The 16,103-nt window shown below is 62.3% G+C and carries 17 protein-coding genes; 9 read left to right on the top strand and 8 right to left on the bottom strand.

Features of this window, described 5'->3' with window-relative positions:
- Positions 1-436 precede the first annotated feature (436 nt).
- The 3 genes from cysN to CO655_RS27615 all read right to left on the bottom strand — a co-directional run bounded on the left by cysN (position 437) and on the right by CO655_RS27615 (position 3,762).
- Complete coding sequence (cysN, locus tag CO655_RS27625; RefSeq protein WP_097667464.1) at positions 437-1,933, bottom strand: sulfate adenylyltransferase subunit CysN; 1,497 nt, start codon at positions 1,931-1,933, stop codon at positions 437-439.
- A 1-nt stretch (position 1,934) separates the two neighbouring features.
- On the bottom strand, positions 1,935-2,888 hold the full coding sequence (cysD, locus tag CO655_RS27620) for a sulfate adenylyltransferase subunit CysD (protein ID WP_010034611.1): 954 nt from the start codon (positions 2,886-2,888) through the stop codon (positions 1,935-1,937).
- A 115-nt stretch (positions 2,889-3,003) separates the two neighbouring features.
- Complete coding sequence (locus CO655_RS27615; protein ID WP_097667463.1) at positions 3,004-3,762, bottom strand: phosphoadenylyl-sulfate reductase; 759 nt, start codon at positions 3,760-3,762, stop codon at positions 3,004-3,006.
- Between the two features lie 422 nt (positions 3,763-4,184).
- On the opposite strand from CO655_RS27615, the gene CO655_RS27610 reads away from it, so the two are divergent.
- On the top strand, positions 4,185-4,631 hold the full coding sequence (locus tag CO655_RS27610; protein ID WP_010034604.1) for an Rrf2 family transcriptional regulator: 447 nt from the start codon (positions 4,185-4,187) through the stop codon (positions 4,629-4,631).
- A gap of 105 nt (positions 4,632-4,736) precedes the next feature.
- Here CO655_RS27610 and CO655_RS27605 read toward each other — a convergent pair whose 3' ends face one another.
- A complete protein-coding gene (locus tag CO655_RS27605; protein WP_097667462.1) occupies positions 4,737-5,498 on the bottom strand; it encodes an SDR family NAD(P)-dependent oxidoreductase in 762 nt (253 codons plus the stop codon).
- 118 nt (positions 5,499-5,616) lie between these two features.
- On the opposite strand from CO655_RS27605, the gene CO655_RS27600 reads away from it, so the two are divergent.
- From CO655_RS27600 to CO655_RS27580, 5 genes are all read left to right on the top strand, one after another.
- The gene (locus CO655_RS27600; protein WP_097667461.1) at positions 5,617-6,513 is read left to right on the top strand and encodes a LysR family transcriptional regulator; all 897 of its coding nucleotides are present in this window, start codon (positions 5,617-5,619) and stop codon (positions 6,511-6,513) included.
- Positions 6,514-6,634: 121 nt separating this feature from the next.
- On the top strand, positions 6,635-7,021 hold the full coding sequence (locus tag CO655_RS27595; RefSeq protein WP_010034601.1) for a DUF6152 family protein: 387 nt from the start codon (positions 6,635-6,637) through the stop codon (positions 7,019-7,021).
- 6 nt (positions 7,022-7,027) lie between these two features.
- Positions 7,028-7,501 carry a DUF6644 family protein gene (locus tag CO655_RS27590; RefSeq protein ID WP_097667460.1) on the top strand — a complete coding sequence of 158 codons (474 nt, stop codon included), beginning with the start codon at positions 7,028-7,030 and terminating at the stop codon, positions 7,499-7,501.
- 99 nt (positions 7,502-7,600) lie between these two features.
- The gene (locus CO655_RS27585; protein WP_097667468.1) at positions 7,601-7,888 is read left to right on the top strand and encodes a type II toxin-antitoxin system HigB family toxin; all 288 of its coding nucleotides are present in this window, start codon (positions 7,601-7,603) and stop codon (positions 7,886-7,888) included.
- A 4-nt stretch (positions 7,889-7,892) separates the two neighbouring features.
- A complete protein-coding gene (locus tag CO655_RS27580) occupies positions 7,893-8,300 on the top strand; it encodes a transcriptional regulator (protein WP_097608201.1) in 408 nt (135 codons plus the stop codon).
- Between the two features lie 16 nt (positions 8,301-8,316).
- Here the strand turns inward: CO655_RS27580 and CO655_RS27575 are convergent, their stop codons facing one another.
- The 4 genes from CO655_RS27575 to betI form a co-directional block, all read right to left on the bottom strand.
- Positions 8,317-8,754 (bottom strand): VOC family protein, encoded by a 438-nt coding sequence (locus tag CO655_RS27575; RefSeq protein ID WP_097608200.1) that lies wholly within the window; start codon positions 8,752-8,754, stop codon positions 8,317-8,319.
- 79 nt (positions 8,755-8,833) lie between these two features.
- Positions 8,834-10,483: a choline dehydrogenase gene (gene betA / locus CO655_RS27570; protein WP_097667459.1), complete on the bottom strand. Its 1,650-nt coding sequence runs from the start codon at positions 10,481-10,483 to the stop codon at positions 8,834-8,836.
- A 207-nt stretch (positions 10,484-10,690) separates the two neighbouring features.
- The gene (gene betB, locus CO655_RS27560) at positions 10,691-12,154 is read right to left on the bottom strand and encodes a betaine-aldehyde dehydrogenase (RefSeq protein WP_097667458.1); all 1,464 of its coding nucleotides are present in this window, start codon (positions 12,152-12,154) and stop codon (positions 10,691-10,693) included.
- A gap of 11 nt (positions 12,155-12,165) precedes the next feature.
- On the bottom strand, positions 12,166-12,840 hold the full coding sequence (gene betI, locus CO655_RS27555; protein WP_097667457.1) for a transcriptional regulator BetI: 675 nt from the start codon (positions 12,838-12,840) through the stop codon (positions 12,166-12,168).
- Positions 12,841-13,100: 260 nt separating this feature from the next.
- Here betI and CO655_RS27550 point away from each other — a divergent pair, with 260 nt between their 5' ends.
- The 3 genes from CO655_RS27550 to CO655_RS27540 all read left to right on the top strand — a co-directional run bounded on the left by CO655_RS27550 (position 13,101) and on the right by CO655_RS27540 (position 16,031).
- Entirely contained in the window at positions 13,101-13,649 is a 549-nt protein-coding gene (locus CO655_RS27550; protein ID WP_010032768.1) for an HdeD family acid-resistance protein, read from the top strand.
- A 162-nt stretch (positions 13,650-13,811) separates the two neighbouring features.
- Positions 13,812-14,054: a ribbon-helix-helix protein, CopG family gene (locus tag CO655_RS27545; protein ID WP_010032767.1), complete on the top strand. Its 243-nt coding sequence runs from the start codon at positions 13,812-13,814 to the stop codon at positions 14,052-14,054.
- A gap of 159 nt (positions 14,055-14,213) precedes the next feature.
- The gene (locus CO655_RS27540) at positions 14,214-16,031 is read left to right on the top strand and encodes an EAL domain-containing protein (protein WP_176539313.1); all 1,818 of its coding nucleotides are present in this window, start codon (positions 14,214-14,216) and stop codon (positions 16,029-16,031) included.
- Positions 16,032-16,103 lie beyond the last annotated feature (72 nt).

The raw sequence follows: 16,103 nt of genomic DNA, 5'->3' as shown, positions 1-16,103 counted from the left end.
CGCACCAGATTTAAAAGCTTCACAAGCTCTGAGGTGCGCAGGCCAAAGCCGAAGCCTCGAAGGACGGGGGCGGGTGATGAGCAGCACTACGGGCGCATCTATTGTGAGGAGATGCCGGTGGCCGACCTCGTCCTTCGAGGCCCCTGCGGGGCACCTCAGGATGAGGTCGGAGAGAGGGCGTAGCCAGCCTTATCGGAGGGTGGAGCGGACATCTGTCGAGCAGCCCACAGCGATCAGCCACCAACCACACGGCATCACGATCAGCCCTCATCCTGAGGTGCGCAGGCCAAAAGGCCGAAGCCTCGAAGGACGGGGGCGGGTGAGGAGCCGCACTCACTCCATCCGCTACCAGAGGAGATGCGGGTGGCCGCCCTCGTCCTTCGAGGCCCCTGCGGGGCACCTCAGGATGAGGGCGGAGGGAGCCCCTCAATCCCTATCAGATATCGCTTGCAGCGCTCGACCAGAGGTCGGCCGCTTCGGCCGCCGTCATGCGGCGCACCTCGGCCTCGTGGCTGCGGCTGGCGAAGAGTTCGCTGGCCATGATCTGCTCGGCGAGATCGGCCGGCAGCGAGAGGATGACGCGGCCTTCGCCGTTGTGCAGGCCGCCGAGTTCGGTGCGCTTGCCGGTCACCATGCCGCCGGCGACCGTGTTGTTGGTCTCCGGATCGATCAGGATGAAGGAGCCGGACTGGCGGTTTTGCTCATAGGGGTCGAAGATCGCCGCTTCGTCGAAAACGAGGCGCACTTTGCCGATGGCGTTCATGTAGAGCCGCTGGGCGGCAGTCCAGGTGCCGGTCTTCAGCTCGAGTTGGCTCAACGGCTGCACCTGGACGCGCTGGCGGCGCGAACCGCTCTTCAGCCAGTAGCGTTTGCCGGGCTCGATGCCCTCGGGCTGCAGCGCGACGATCTGCGCGTCGAAGGCAAGGCCGACCTGCGGCTGGGCGTCGATCGAGACGATCATGTCGCCGCGCGCCACGTCGACCTGGCGGTCGAGCACCAGCGTGATCGCATCGCCGGCAACGGCAGCGTTGCGCACCAGATCGAAGGTGACGATCTTGGAGACATTGGCGACCATGCCGGACGGCAGGATCATGACGCTGTCGCCCGGCTTGACCGAGCCGCCGGCAACCGTGCCCTGATAGCCGCGGAAGCTTTCGCCCGGGCGCGACACGCGCTGCACCGAGAGGCGGAAGCCGACCGTCTGCGACGAGCGAACGGTCGCAAGCTCCAGCGTCTCCACCAGCGTCGGGCCGCTGTACCAGGGCATGGCGGCCTGGCCGGAATAAACGACGTTTTCGCCCTTCAGCGCCGACATCGGAATGGCGGTAATCTGCTTGACGCCGAGCGACAGCGCAAACTCCCGGAATTCATGGCTGATCTTGTCGAAGCCGGCGCGGTCATAGCCGGTCAGGTCGATCTTGTTGACGGCGAGCACGAACTGCTTGATGCCGAGCAGCGAAGCGATCGTCGCATGACGGCGCGTTTGCTCGAGAATGCCGAAGCGCGCGTCGACGAGCAGGATGGCGAGATCGGCGGTCGAAGCACCGGTCGCCATGTTGCGGGTATATTGCTCGTGACCGGGCGTGTCGGCGACGATGAAGGAGCGCTTGTCGGTCGAGAAATATCGATAGGCGACATCGATGGTGATGCCCTGTTCGCGCTCGGCCTGCAGGCCATCGAGCAGCAGGGCGAAGTCGGGCAGGCCGAGATCGTTCTGCTTGCCGGTGGAATCGCGCTGCAGCGTGGCGGCCTGGTCTTCCTTGACCGCCTTGGTGTCCCAGAGCAGGCGGCCGATCAGCGTCGACTTGCCGTCATCGACGCTGCCGCAGGTGATGAGCCGCAGCGGGCGCGAGTCGCGCTGGGCCTTCTGCGGCTCGGCCGCGGGCAGGCTGACGGCGGTTGCGGCCGAGACGGCGGTGTTGGCTGCGGTCATCTCAGAAATATCCTTCACGCTTCTTCTTTTCCATGGAGCCGGACTGGTCGCGGTCGATGGCGCGGCCCTGGCGTTCGGACACCGTTGCAATTTCGAGTTCGGCGATCACCTCTTCCAGCGTGGTCGCCTGTGAGCGGATGGCGCCGGTCAGCGGGAAGTCGCCGAGCGTGCGGAAACGGATCATGCCTTCCTGGCGCACTTCGCCGGGCAGCAGTTCGAGGCGCGGATCCTCGGCCAGGATCATCATGCCGTCACGCTCCACGAAAGGCCGCTTCCTGGCGTAATAAAGCGGCACCAGCGGAATGTCCTCGGCCTGGATGTAGCGCCAGATATCGACTTCCGTCCAGTTCGACAGCGGGAAGGCGCGCACGCTTTCGCCCTTGCGGATCATGCCGTTATAGACATTCCAGAGTTCCGGGCGCTGATTGCGCGGATCCCAGCGATGGTCGGGCGTGCGGAAGGAATAGATGCGCTCCTTGGCGCGGCTTGCTTCCTCGTCGCGTCGCGCGCCGCCGAAAGCGGCGTCGAACTGGCCGGCATCGAGCGCCTGGCGCAGGCCCTCGGTCTTCATGATGTCGGTGAAGGCGGCCGAACCATGGGTGAAGGGCGTGATATTTTCGGCCGCACCGCGCGGATTGATATGCTCGATCAGGTCGAGGTCATACTTCTTCGCGGTCTCGTCGCGGAAGGCGATCATCTCGCGGAACTTCCAGCCGGTGTTCACATGCAGGAGCGGGAAGGGCACTCGGCCGGGATAGAAGGCCTTGCGCGCCAGATGCAGCAGCACCGAGGAATCCTTGCCGATCGAATAGAGCATGACAGGACGCTCGAATTCGGCCGCGACCTCGCGGAAGATATGGATGGATTCGTTTTCCAGCGCCTTCAGATGCGGGTCGAGCGGCGCCTTGGCGCTCTGCGGGTTGCTGAGTTCCGTATCCGGACGGCTATCGGGCATGTCTTACTCCAGGCTATCGGTCGTTTGCGGCTGCCCGCAAACAATTCTTTGATGTTGGCTTTCCCAAAGGCTGCGGCGGTCGCCGCGCCCTGATTGGGAAAGCCGTGAGGGTTGATTACTGCGCGGCGATCACCGAAGCCTCTTCGGCGACATGCAGGCCGCATTCGCGCTTTTCGTCCTGCTCCCACCACCAGCGGCCGGCGCGCTCCGGCTCGCCGGGCTTGATCGCCCGCGTGCACGGCTCGCAGCCGATCGAGGGATAGCCGCGGGCATGCAGCGGATTGACCGGCACGCCGTTGTCGGAAACGAAGGCCTTGATCGCCTCGGTGTCCCAATCGGCGAGCGGATTGACCTTCACGAGGTGCCGTTCGGCGTCATATTCGGCAAAGGGCGTCTCGGCGCGGTTGGCCGATTGGCCGCGGCGCAGGCCGGTGATCCAGATCGTTGCACCCTCGAGCGCGCGCGCAAGCGGCTTCAGCTTGCGCACGCCACAACAGGCATGCCTGGCTTCGACGCTCTCGTAGAAACCGTTGAGGCCGTATTTGGCTGCATAGGCGTCGATATCGGCCTTTTCGGGTGTGAAGCGCTGGATGTGGATGTCGTACTGGGCTTCCGTCTCTTCGATCAGCGACAGCGTCTCGGCAAACAGCCGGCCGGTCTCAAGCGTTGCGATGTCGATCGGCAGGCGGTGCGTGCCGATCTCGGCGCTGATCACCTGGTCCTCGATGCCGAGCGAGGTGGTGAACACTACGCGCCCGCCAAGGCCCGCCACCAGCGACAGGCGCCGGGCAAGGTCGAGACCCGCCAGCTTGTCGTTCAGCGCCTCGGCTTCCGCAATCGGCCCTTCTTCCGCAATCGTATTGTCAACAGTCATGGGAATCCTGTCCTTTGTTGAGCAGGAGTATCGCAGTTCGCGCATGCATCGCACAGAAAAAGGGATTTCGAAAGCTGCGGCCGCAGGAGCAAATATCTCTCCGAAGCTGCCGCAATGCAAAAAAACAGCCGCCCGGGGGCCAAAGTCCCCGCCGACAGCTTGTATGTCTACAAAAATAGTAGAGTTACACGCAGCCTGTCAATTCGAAATCTGAAGTGATGCCGAAAAAGGTGCGGAAGGCGGGGTTTTGGCGTAGATTGCAAGGGCTTGGCCGAGCGTAAAAAACAAGGCCAGAAATGCTTGTCCCTCAAGGCTTTCTCTAGCGCGTTCAAATTCCGTTCATGCTGGTTGTGCCATAGAGGCGAATGTACTCGTGAAGCGGCGCGGGATTGCGCGCCGCCTGTGTGTGTCGACGGTCTGAGATGATTACGCAAAAGGCGAAATATGCGCTGCGGGCGCTGACGGTTCTGGCGGATGCCGATGCCGACGAACCGGTGATGATTTCCGATATCGCCGCGCAGCAGAAAATTCCGAAGAAGTTCCTCGAACAGATCCTGCTTGACCTGAAACATCACGGCATCGTCGTCAGCCGCCGCGGCAAGCAGGGCGGTTATCTCCTCCTGAAACCCGCCCACACGATCACCTTCGGCGAAATCCTGCGCATCATCGACGGTCCGATCGCGCCGCTGCCGTGCCTGTCGATCACCGCCTACCGCAAATGCGACGATTGCGACGGCGAACAGACCTGCGAAATCCGCCACGTCTTCGCCAAGGTCGCCGACGCCACCCGCAAGGTGCTGTTCTCCACGACCATCGCCGATGCCGTCGGACCGAGGCACGGCGCCGAAGTCACCCGGTTGCTCGCCTGATCGACGTCCCTCGCTTCTTCCTGCAATTCCTTGAAATGCGCGATTGTTCAAGATGACGCGCGGTCGCGCCGCGCGTCATCGCGAGTCTGCGGGAATTATCTCGAGCTACGGCCTCAGACCTCCGATCGTATAGCCGCCATCAACGGTGATCTCTTGTCCGGTGACGAATTGGGCATCATCGGACAGCAGCCAGGCGACAGTCCCTGCTATATCCTCTGATGTCCCGTTTCGCCTGAGAGGTGTGTGGGCCGCCAGGCGTGCGGCAAAAGCCGGATCGATGACATCGTCCGCCATCGGCGTCAGGATAATACCTGGATTGATGGCGTTGACCCGGATGTTTCGAGGCCCTTGCTCCACCGCCAAGGTCCGCATCATGGCAAGCAACGCCCCCTTCGTGCTTGCATAGGCGCCCGCACCCGGCATCACCCCGCCCGCCGTCCACGAGGCATTGATGAGAATGCTGCCGCCTTCCAGGAAGGGCAGGCAGTGCTTGATCGTGAAGAAGGTGCCCCGAAGGTTGGTGCCGATCAGCACCTCGAAATCATCTGCATCAGTCGCTGCCAGGGGTTTGAATTCGCCCAGAACCCCGGCATTGGCGAAGACGGCGTCCAGCCGTCCGAAGCGTGCGATGGTCTTCTCGACGATCGCCGCTACTGCTGCATCGTCTGCGATATCGCCGGCAATCGCGATTGCCGCACCGCCCGATGTCTCGATCTCGAATAGCAACTGATCGAGCGGTGCGGGGCGCCGACCGACGAGGACGAGATTGGCACCTTCCGCCACCAAACGAAGCGCGGCGGCCCGCCCCATACCCGTTCCGGCACCCGTGATGAGAACCGTTTTGCCCGTAAACCGGGTCTGCGTCATGTCATGCTCCTTGAATGAATTGCGACATGGCGGTTGTAATTACGGCGCTGTTTCATGATAATACGGGAAAATATAGATACATTTGAAAGAAAAATTATCGAATGGGCCTTTTCGCTCGATGCAGGTATTCGTGACAACGGTGCAGGAAGGCTCGATGAGCGCGGCATCGGCAAGGCTTGGCATATCGCCGGCAATGGTCGGCCAACACGTGGCCGCGCTGGAGGAGCGGCTGGGTACCCGCCTCCTGAACCGAACCACGCGTCGCCAGAGCCTGACGGATTTTGGCAAGACCTATGTCGAGCAGTGCCGCGATATCCTGGAACGCGTGGCCATTGTGGATCAGGATGCGGAGGCATCGCAGACGAAGCCGCGCGGGTTGCTGCGGATCACGGTGCCGACGACTTTCGGGGCCGAGGTTTTAATGCCGGCATTGCAGCGTTATCGAGAGCTCGCCCCTGAGGTGATGCTGGATATCACGTTGACGGATCGCAACGTCGATATCGTGGAGGAAGGTTTCGATGTCGCGATCCGCATCGGAGACTTGCCCGACAGCCGCCTGATCGCACGTCATCTTGCGCCTTACCGAATGGTGATTTGTGCCTCACCGGATTACCTCGCTCGACATGGGCATCCTGGCCATCCAAGCGCGCTTTCCGGCCACGAAACCATCGGCTTTACCCCGGCAGCACGCTCGCCATGGAGGCTGTCGAAAGGCAAGGAAGAGGTCGAGGTCGTGCCCAGAATGTCGATCACCGTCAATAGTGGCCAAGCCGTGCGCATGGCCGCTAGGGCCGGTTTGGGTGTCGTTATGCAGCCGGCCATTCTGCTCGCTTCGGATATGCAGGCCGGCCTTCTCGTTCAGCTCTTCCCCGATTGGCATCTGCGTGAGCGGCCCATGTCACTCATCTATCACCGGGATCGGCGCATGACCCCACGCGTGAGAAGCATCATCTCATTCGTCGTTGCAGAATTCGGGGCAGAATCTGAGGGCCAGGCGGATCGCCTGGCGGAATGACATCATCCATGGGATCGGCGACGCATAGGCAGGACTTCTCTTTCTTCAAGATTTGGTGAAATGCCTTTTCTCGCCGCTGCGATGCTCCACCTGCCTGTTCATTCGGGTAGGGAGAAGATCCATGTTTGCATTTTCGACAAAGCATCTGCTGGCCGCCGTCGGTCTGTCGGCTGCCCTTGCGACGAGCGCTGCCGCTCATCACGGCTGGTCATGGGCCGAGGCGGACCAGATCGAGCTTCGCGGCACCATCGAGAAGATTTCCATGGGCGGGCCGCATCCGACGCTCGATGTCGCGACCGCCGATGACGGCGTCTGGCGTGTCGAGCTCGGCAATCCGCGCCAGACGGAGCGCTCCGGCTTCGTCGAGGGCGTCGCCAAGCCCGGCGATCAGGTGATCGCCCTCGGCAACCGTTCGCAGGATCGCAACGAGAAGCGGATGAAGGCCGTGCGCATCACCATCGGCGACAAGCGCTACGATATCTATCCCGATCGCATCCGGACGAACTGATCCGTCGTGATCGCCGTTCTCGAATGGCTGTCGGCCACGATGCCCGCGGTTGCGCTCCGGCGCTCCGCAACCCTCTACATGTTCGTCTATGCCGGGCATATTCTGGCGATCGGCCTTCTCGTCGGCGCCATCCTGCCGCTCGATCTCAGGCTCGCCGGCTTCTTTCGCAAAGTGCCGGCGGAGATCATCGCGCCGTTTCTGTCGCGCGCGGCGGGCATCGGCCTTGCCGCGGCCGTCGCCACCGGCTTCTGTCTCTTCAGCGTGCGGGCGGTCGAATATGCCGCCAATCCCGCTTTTCTCGCCAAGCTCGCCCTGATTGGGCTCGGCCTTCTCAATCTCCTTGCCGTCCAACTCGGGCAAGGGTGGAAGACGCTCATGACAACCGGCCTGATCCGGCCCGGCCTGCGCTTCTCCGCAGCCCTGTCGGCGGCAACCTGGATCGCCGCCCTATTGGCGGGGCGATGGATCGGATTTCTCTGAGGATATCCTCGATATGAAACGTCGCTATAGCAACTTGCTATCGCGGGATGATTGGGCTAAATTTGGCATAGCAAAATGCGATGGACGCTATTCCGGTTTATGCACGTCATCACACAGAAAAAGATCTGGGAGGCGAAAGACCGATGGCCTCAAGCGGCCAATGCTCTGGATACTTGGTATCGACTGATGAAGGCGGCGGAGCCGACAGACTTCGCCGACATGAAATCATTGTTTCCGGCAACAGATAAAGTCGGACAGCATCACGTATTCGACATTGGTGGCAATAAGATCCGCCTGATCGCGGTGGTGCATTACAAATTCAAGAAGATCTATATTCAGCGGATTATGGATCACGCGGAATATGACAAAGGAGCATGGAAGGGTTAGGCCGATGAGCGCACTTGTAAAACTCGTAAGCGAGCACTGGACGCATGTGGCTCCTCTTCTTGCCATGCCGATCAACGAGGCTGAGTATGATCGTCTGGTGGAGCAGCTTGATGAGATTCTCGCCGAAGTGGGTGACGATGACGATCATCCTTTGGCCTTGCTTGCGTCTCGCATGGCGGACCTTGTTGAGGCCTATGACGAGCAGAACCGGCCGATGCCCCCCGCGACCGGAGCCGATGCACTTCGTTATATTATGGAGGAGCGGGGCCTCAGCCAGTCCGAGGTGCCGGAAGTCGGCGCTCAGTCTGTCGTTTCCGAGATCCTCAGCGGGAAACGGCAAATCAATCTCAGGCAGGCGCGCGCGCTGAGCGAGCGATTTCTCCTGCCTGCATCAGTCTTTCTCTCGCTCTGACAGACGCTCACAGCGCTCAGCCGAGTTCCTGGGCAAGTCCGATGAGAAGCCCTTCAGGGCCACGGATGTAGCAGAGCCGATACGCGTCCTTGTACCGGACGACTTCGCCGACGAGCTGTGCGCCGCGGCTGCGGAGCCGTTCGAGCGTCTCGTCGATATCGTCGACGGTGAACATGGCGCGGAGGTAGCCGAGGGCGTTGACCGGGGCGTTGCGGTGATCCGCGACGACATCAGGCCTGAGGAAGCGGGAGAGCTCGAGCCGGTTGTGTCCATCCGGTGTGCGCATCATGGCGATCTCGACATGCTGATCGCCCAGTCCGGTCACGCGTCCGGCCCATTCGCCTTCGATCGTGGCCCGCCCTTCGAACTCGAGGCCGAGTTCGCGAAAGAAATCAATCGCGCCTCCAAGATCTTCGACGACGATTCCGACGTTGTCCATCCGCTTGAGCGCCATGTTTCCAGTCTCCCGAGTGTCGTTGCAACCTACAGGGTGTCGTCTGGTCTGACAACGGACGCTTGATCAGGCCCCGCCATCACCGGTCGCTGACCGCCGCCCTTGGATTGACCCAGGGTTCCTGGTTCGAGCGCGCCAGCGGCTGCTTGCCGAGAATGTGGTCGGCGGCCTTCTCACCGGTCATGATCGACGGGCCGTTGAGGTTGCCGTAGGTGACGTGCGGGAAGATCGAGCTGTCGGCGACGCGTAAGCCATCGACGCCGATCACCCGGGTCTGCGGATCGACCACCGCCATCGGATCGTCCTTGGCGCCCATCTTGCAGGTGCCGCAGGGGTGATAGGCGCTCTCCAGATGCTCGCGCAGGAAGGCGTCGATCTCTTCGTCGCTTTGCACACCTTCTCCTGGCTGGATCTCTGCCCCGCGATAGTCGTCGAAGGCCGCTTGCCCGAAGAGTTCACGGGTCAGCCGCACGCAGTGGCGGAATTTTTCCCAGTCCTCGGCATGGCTCATATAGTTGAAGCGCAGCACCGGATCGGCCTTGGGATCGGGCGAGCGCAGCGTCACGCTGCCGCGCGATTTCGACAGGTTGTAGCCGACATGCACCTGGAAGCCATGGCTTTTGGCGGCCGCCTTGCCGTCATAGCTGATCGCCACCGGCAGGAAATGGTACTGGATATCGGGTTGCTTCAACCCCGGTGCCGAGCGCAGGAAGGCGCAGGCCTCGAACTGGTTGGAAGCGCCGAGCCCACCCTTGGACAGCAGCCATTGCGCGCCCGCAACGCCCTGCCAGAACCAGGGCAGCCAGGAATAGAGCGACACCGGCTTGGTGCTCACCTGCTGGAAGTAGAATTCCATATGGTCCTGCAGGTTGGCGCCGACGCCCGGCCGGTCGGCCTTCACCGCGATGCCCATCTCTTTCAGATGCTCAGCCGGGCCAATGCCCGACAGCATCAGCAGCTTCGGCGAATTGAAGGAGGAGGCAGAGACGATTACTTCGCGGTTGGCCCTGACGACCTCGATCCTGCCGCCGCGTTCGATTTCGACGCCGGTCGCCCGGCCGTCCTCGATGATGATTCGGCGCGCCACACCGTAGACGATCCCGACATTGTCCCGCTTCAGCGCCGGTTTCAGATAGGCATTGGCGGCAGACCAGCGGCGGCCGGCAAAGATGGTCTGCTCCATCAGCCCGAAGCCTTCCTGCTTGCTGCCGTTATAATCCTCGGTCGTCTCGAAACCCGCCTGCTTGCCGGCCTCGATGAAGGCGCGGAACAGCGGATTGGTGAAGCCGCCACGCTGGACATGCAGCGGCCCATCGGTGCCGCGCCAGCCTTCCTCGCCGCCATGCGAATGCTCCATCCGCTTGAAATAGGGGAGAACGTCGGCATAGGCCCAGCCGCTGGCGCCAAGCTCCTCCCAGCGGTTGAAGTCCTCCGCATGGCCGCGCACATAGACCATGCCGTTGATCGAGGAGGAGCCGCCGATCACCTTGCCGCGCGGCGCGGTGATGCGCCGGTTGTTGAGGTTGGGTTCCGGCTCGGAAAGATAGCCCCAATTATAGCGCTTCATGCTCATCGGCCAGGCAAGCGCCGCCGGCATCTGGATGAACGGCCCGAAATCGCTGCCGCCCGCCTCGATGACGAGGACGGAATTCTTGCCGTCTTCCGACAGGCGATAGGCGAGGGCGGACCCCGCCGAGCCCGAGCCGATGATGACGAAATCTGCTTGCATGGTCCTGTCTTTCTCGATTTGCCCTTCGGCCGGCTGTTTGTTCGCCGCGCCTGCCCCTCATCCGGCTGCCGCCACCTTCTCCCCGCGCGCGGGGAGAAGGGATCATGCCGCAGCCTTTCCGTCCCCCGTGGGCCGTGCGTCTGGCACGTCCCCTCTCCCCGTCAGAACGGGGAGAGGGTTAGGGTGAGGGGCAGGCACGGCTGTTACTCAATAAGGCGCCGCCACCGGCCCCATGCCGACGTAAACCGTCTTCAGCTCGGAATAATGCTCCAGCGCCGCCAGCGAATTCTCGCGGCCGAAGCCGGATTGTTTCGAGCCGCCGAAGGGGATCTCGACAGGGCAGAGATTGTAGGTGTTGATCCAGAGCGTGCCGGCCTCCAGCCGGTCGACGACGCGGTGGGCGCGGGTGAGGTCGGCGGTGAAGACGCCGCCGGAGAGGCCGAATTCGCTGGCATTGGCGCGGCTGATCACCTCGTCCTCATCGTCGAAATCGAGCACGGACATCACAGGCCCGAAGATCTCTTCCCGGGCGATGGTCATCTCGTCGGTGACGTCGGCAAAGACGGTCGGCTGCACGTAATAGCCTTCGCCGGAGACGTTGTTGGGAATGCCGCCGCCGGCAATCAGCGTGGCGCCCTCGGCCTTGCCCTTCTCGATATAGGCGATCACCTTCTCGCGCTGCGCCCAGGAAACCATCGGGCCGATCTGCGTCGCCTCGTCCATCGGATCGCCGATCAGCATCGCCTCGGTGCGCACCTTCAGCCGCTTCAGGAACTCGGCCTTAACAGCCTTCTGCACGAAGACGCGGGTGCCGTTCGAGCAGACCTGGCCGGTCGAATAGAAATTGCCGAGCATGGCCCCGCCGACCGCCGAATCGAGATCGGCGTCGTCGAAGACGATCAGCGGCGACTTGCCGCCGAGCTCCATCGTCACATGCTTGAGGCTGCCAGCCGCCGCCGCCGCCACCCGGCGCCCTGTTGGCACCGATCCGGTCAGCGACACTTTGGCGACATCGGGATGGTTGACGAGCAGCGGCCCGGTGTCGCGGTCGCCCTGGATGACGTTGAAGAGCCCCTTCGGCAGCCCCGCCTCGTGCAGGATCTCGGCGATCTTCAGGGCGCCGAGCGGCGTGTTCTCCGACGGCTTGAACACCACGGCATTGCCTGAGATGAGCGCCGGCGCGCCCTTCCAGCAGGCGATCTGCTGCGGATAGTTCCAGGCGCCGATGCCGACGCAGACGCCGAGGGGGACACGCTTGGTATAGGCAAAATCCTGGCCGAGCGGGATATGCGAACCGTTGAGCCCGGCTGGTGCTACGCCGCCGAAGAATTCGAAGGCGTCGGCGCCCGAGGTCGGATCGGCGACGATCGTCTCCTGGATCGGCTTGCCGGTATCGAGTGTTTCCAGTTCGGAAAGCTCGCGGTTGCGTTCGCGCATGATATCGGCGGCGCGTTTCAAGATGCGGCCGCGCGCCATCGGGCTCATCGCCGCCCATTCCGGCTGGGCGCGCTTGGCCGCGGCGATCGCCTTCTCGACGATCGCAGGCGTTGCCGCGTGCAACCGGGCGATCACCTCGCCGGTGGCAGGATAGAGGCTCTCGATGACGGTGCCGTCGCTATCCTCGATATATTCGCCATCGATGAAGTGCGAGGCTTTCGGCTGGGCTTTCATGTCATTTGTCCCTAGGTGGTTCGATGTGGTCGTCCCTTCTCCCCCTGGGGGAGAAGGTGGCCCGCGGGGCCGGATGAGGGGGCGGCAGTCTCGGCCTTTCGGCCATTCGCTCCGGCGTCGGAGGCGCTGGCCAGAAGCGCGTTCACATAATCCTCCGTCAGCGCGATCGAGGCTTCGATGCCGATCGGCGCCGATTTCAGACTTTGCCTGATATAGAGCCCGTCGATCATCGCCGCAGCGCCCTCGGCGACACGTTCTGCGGCATCGGCCGGCAGTAGCGCCTTGAGATCGGCAAGCAGGTTGGAGCGCAGCCGCCGGGCATAGATCACCAGGAAGCGGCGCGTCTCCTCCGAGCGCTGCGCCTCAGCATAGAAAGCGAGCCAGGCGGCGATCGTCTCGGGCGCGAACTGGTCGGCATGGAAGCTGACGCGGATGATGGCCGAAAGCCGCTCGCGCGGCGTCCGCGCCGCCTTCAGCGCCGCCACCGTGTCGCGGCGCAGCTGCCGCAGCAGCGAGCGGATCGTCTCGATCAGCAACTGCTCCTTGCTGCCGAAATAATGATGGGCAAGGGCTGGCGACACGCCGGCCTGGCGGGCGATGTCGGACATGGTGACGGCAAGCGAGCCGTGATCGCCGATCACCCGCAGCGCTGCGTCGACAAGCGCCTTGCGGCGCACCGGCTCCATTCCGACCTTCGGCAAAACCGCCAACTCCCCTGAAATTTCAGCGAAAGCGCGTCGCGTCAAATATGAAGCATGCGACGCGCTTCAGCCCCTTGTTTTGATGCATGCGCTGTCCCGGAACCGCTGCACACGTCCGGGCGACAGGCAGTAGAGTATTTTTGATTGACTGATCAATCAATAAAAATCTTTCGCGTCTGACGCTGGTTCGGATCTTTTCGCGAGATTTTGCTGCAACATATTCAAAATCATCCGGGAGGTGCGTTATGACAGATGTCTTTGACGGAGTGCCGAAATCCCAGCTGCAGTCGAAATGGCTCTGGTTCGTCGGCCTCGGCGTGCTGCTCTTCGTCTGCGGGCTGATCGCTCTCGGCAATCTGATGCTCGCGACCGTCGTCTCCGTCTATTACGTCGGCATGCTGATGCTGTTCGGCGGCGTCATCTATCTCGTCCACGCCTTCCAGGTGCGCGGCTGGGATCACGTGCTCTTCTGGGCGTTGAGCGGCCTGCTCTATGTGCTGGCCGGCATCTGCGCCTTCGTCAATCCGATCCTGACATCGGCGGCGCTGACGCTGTTTCTGTCGCTCGCTCTGGTCATCGCCGGCGTCTTCCGCACCTGGGTCGGCAGGCGCATGAAGCCGGCCAAGGGCTGGGGCTGGATCGTCGCCAGCGGCGTTATCACCGCCCTTGCCGGTTTCGTCATCGCGCTCGGCTGGCCGGTCAACAGCCTTTGGGTCCTCGGCCTGTTCCTGGCTGCCGATCTCATTATCCAGGGCTGGACGATGATCGCCTTCGGCCTCGGCATCCGCAGCTGAAAGCTTTTTGATATGCCTGTTTTGACAAGGACATGACAGGGGATTAGACTGAAGGGGTTATGGACCGATCGCCAGCCGCGGGCGGTCCTCCAGCGATCGCCGCAAATGGTCATGCGTCCCCCAAAGGCAGGGTTCTGCCTGAATAAAAAAGGGAGGAAGTTCATGCCGATGGTCACCGTTTCCATCTCTCCGCAACAGGCAGCGGGCATCCGTGCCGCCGTCGATAATGGCGGCTACGCCTCGAGCAGCGAGGTCGTCCGCGAGGCGCTGCGCCTCTGGGACAGCGCCCGCAAGCTCGGCGAAATCAAGGCCGATCCCCTCGATGACGAGAGCGTTGCCTCGGGCGGCAGGTGCGTCGCCGACATGTTTGCCGATCATGAGGCGCAGCGCCGTCGCTCCGCCTGAGTAAGCCTCTGATTGCATGGGGGAATTCGAATAAACGCGGAACGCGCAGCGATGGTTCGCGTCTTTCACAAAACTTTCACACGGGCGAAAGGGTTCATTGATCCTTCTGCCGCATGGTCCTGGCTCAAGAAGAACAAATCACAGCGGAGCTCGGCCGAGATGAAAACCGGCACATCCCTGGCTGCCCCCGTCGAGCCCGACGTCCTGCGCCGTTATGCCAGCGACCAGATCGTCACCCTTGCCAAGCTTGTGGTCGAAAATGCCTTCCAGCCGATCGTCGAGGCCGGCACCGGCACGGTGTTCGGTTATGAATCGCTGATGCGCGGCCAGGAACGCATCGGCTTCGACACGCCGGCCGACATTCTCGACGAGGCCCATCGGGCCGGCCAGCTCTTACAGCTCGAACAGATGCTGGCGAGCCGCGCGCTTGCCAAATTCGCGACGCTGTCGAATTTCTCCAGCGCCACGCTCTTCCTCAATCTCGATGTCCGGCTGATCCCGCATGGCGAGCGCCTGGTCGAAAACCTGCTGCAGCATCTGAGGACCGCGAATATCCCGCCGTCTTCGATCTGTTTCGAATTCTCCGAGCGTTTCGACAATACCAGCGTGCCGGAATTCTCCGCCCTGGTATCGAAGCTGCGCAAGGCCGGCTTCAAGCTGGCGATCGACGATTTCGGCGTCGGTCACGGCGAAATGAAACTCCTATGCGATCATGCGGTCGATTATCTGAAGATCGACCGCCATTTCGTTGCCGAGATCGACCGCAGCCCGCGCAAGCGCCATCTCTTGAAGAGCATCGTCAACATCGCCCATGTGCTCGGCACCCGCGTCATCGCCGAAGGCATCGAGACCGAGGCCGAATTCATCGCCTGCCGCGAATATGGCGTCGACCTCGTCCAGGGCTGGTTCATCTCGCGGCCAACGACGCACATGTCGGAACTGGCGCCATCCTTCCCGCATCTGCAGGAGCTCGGGAAAAGCAAGCGGGGCAGCCAGTCGCTCGACGAGATCCTCATCCGCAAGCAGATCGAGCTCTTGCCGGCGGTCTACGAAAACGACACCATCGACAGCGTCTTCGAGCTTTTCCGCCGCAATCCGCGCCAGGCCTTCTTTCCCGTGCTCAACGCCAATAGCGAGCCGCGCGGCATCATCCACGAACATCACCTCAAGGAATATATCTACCAGCCCTTCGGCCGCGATCTCCTGAAGAACAAGATGTATGAGCGCAGCATTTCGCATTTCGTCGAGATGGCGCCGATCGTCGGCCTCGACAGCGATGCCGAGCATCTGATGACGATCTTCGCCAATATGGAAGGCAGCAACTGCCTGATCCTGACCGACAATATGCGTTATGCCGGCGTCGTCTCCGCCGCCTCGCTGATCAAGGTCATCAACGAGAAGCAGTTGAAGACCGCCCAGGACCAGAACCCGCTGACCGGCCTGCCGGGCAATCGCGCCATCCGCGATTTCATGCGCCAGTCCGGCCGCGACGGCGATGAGGTCCGCCATTTCTGCTACTGCGACTTCGACAATTTCAAGCCGTTCAACGATGCCTACGGCTTCCATCTCGGCGACCATGCGATCTCGCTGTTTGCCGCGCTGATGCGCCGTTATTTCTTCGCCGAGCGGCATTTCCTCGGCCATGTCGGCGGCGACGATTTCTTCATCGGCGTCGTCGGCTGGACGCAGGATGAGCTGACGGAAATTCTCGACCGGCTGATCAGCGATTTCCATGACGACGTGCTCGACCTCTATTCCGAAGAGCACCGCGCCGCCGGCCGCATCCTCGGCCACGACCGCACCGGCGCCGAAGCCCTGTTCCCGCTGATGCGCTGCTCGATCGGCGTGCTCGAACTGCCGGAAGGCCTCGTCATCGACGATATCAACCGCGTCAGCGCCGAAATCGCCGTCATCAAATCGGCCGCCAAGGAGAGCGAGGAGGGCCTCGCCTTCCACGTCCTGGGCGAGGCGAATTGACGCCCTTGCCGCTTCCAACCTTTCCAAGCCGGCGGTGCTGATTTAATTCCCCTGTTTTGGATCAGGGAGGAT

Source organism: Rhizobium sp. M1, assembly GCF_002531805.1.
Lineage (GTDB): Bacteria > Pseudomonadota > Alphaproteobacteria > Rhizobiales > Rhizobiaceae > Rhizobium > Rhizobium etli_C.
The sequence above is the reverse complement of the archived record's forward strand: the minus strand, read 5'-3'. Positions and strand labels throughout refer to the sequence as shown.

Excerpts from the sequence above, each read along its gene's own strand:
- CO655_RS27575 (WP_097608200.1), bottom strand. The coding sequence starts at position 8,754 with ATGGCGCTCAAGCGGATGGACAACGTCGGAATCGTCGTCGAAGATCTT.
- CO655_RS27585 (WP_097667468.1), top strand. The coding sequence starts at position 7,601 with ATGCACGTCATCACACAGAAAAAGATCTGGGAGGCGAAAGACCGATGG.
- CO655_RS27580 (WP_097608201.1), top strand. The coding sequence starts at position 7,893 with ATGAGCGCACTTGTAAAACTCGTAAGCGAGCACTGGACGCATGTGGCT.
- betB (WP_097667458.1), bottom strand. The coding sequence starts at position 12,154 with ATGAAAGCCCAGCCGAAAGCCTCGCACTTCATCGATGGCGAATATATC.
- CO655_RS27610 (WP_010034604.1), top strand. The coding sequence starts at position 4,185 with ATGATTACGCAAAAGGCGAAATATGCGCTGCGGGCGCTGACGGTTCTG.
- CO655_RS27595 (WP_010034601.1), top strand. The coding sequence starts at position 6,635 with ATGTTTGCATTTTCGACAAAGCATCTGCTGGCCGCCGTCGGTCTGTCG.
- CO655_RS27545 (WP_010032767.1), top strand. The coding sequence starts at position 13,812 with ATGCCGATGGTCACCGTTTCCATCTCTCCGCAACAGGCAGCGGGCATC.
- CO655_RS27605 (WP_097667462.1), bottom strand. The coding sequence starts at position 5,498 with ATGACGCAGACCCGGTTTACGGGCAAAACGGTTCTCATCACGGGTGCC.
- CO655_RS27600 (WP_097667461.1), top strand. The coding sequence starts at position 5,617 with ATGCAGGTATTCGTGACAACGGTGCAGGAAGGCTCGATGAGCGCGGCA.
- cysD (WP_010034611.1), bottom strand. The coding sequence starts at position 2,888 with ATGCCCGATAGCCGTCCGGATACGGAACTCAGCAACCCGCAGAGCGCC.
- CO655_RS27540 (WP_176539313.1), top strand. The coding sequence starts at position 14,214 with ATGAAAACCGGCACATCCCTGGCTGCCCCCGTCGAGCCCGACGTCCTG.
- betA (WP_097667459.1), bottom strand. The coding sequence starts at position 10,483 with ATGCAAGCAGATTTCGTCATCATCGGCTCGGGCTCGGCGGGGTCCGCC.
- CO655_RS27550 (WP_010032768.1), top strand. The coding sequence starts at position 13,101 with ATGACAGATGTCTTTGACGGAGTGCCGAAATCCCAGCTGCAGTCGAAA.
- betI (WP_097667457.1), bottom strand. The coding sequence starts at position 12,840 with ATGGAGCCGGTGCGCCGCAAGGCGCTTGTCGACGCAGCGCTGCGGGTG.
- cysN (WP_097667464.1), bottom strand. The coding sequence starts at position 1,933 with ATGACCGCAGCCAACACCGCCGTCTCGGCCGCAACCGCCGTCAGCCTG.
- CO655_RS27615 (WP_097667463.1), bottom strand. The coding sequence starts at position 3,762 with ATGACTGTTGACAATACGATTGCGGAAGAAGGGCCGATTGCGGAAGCC.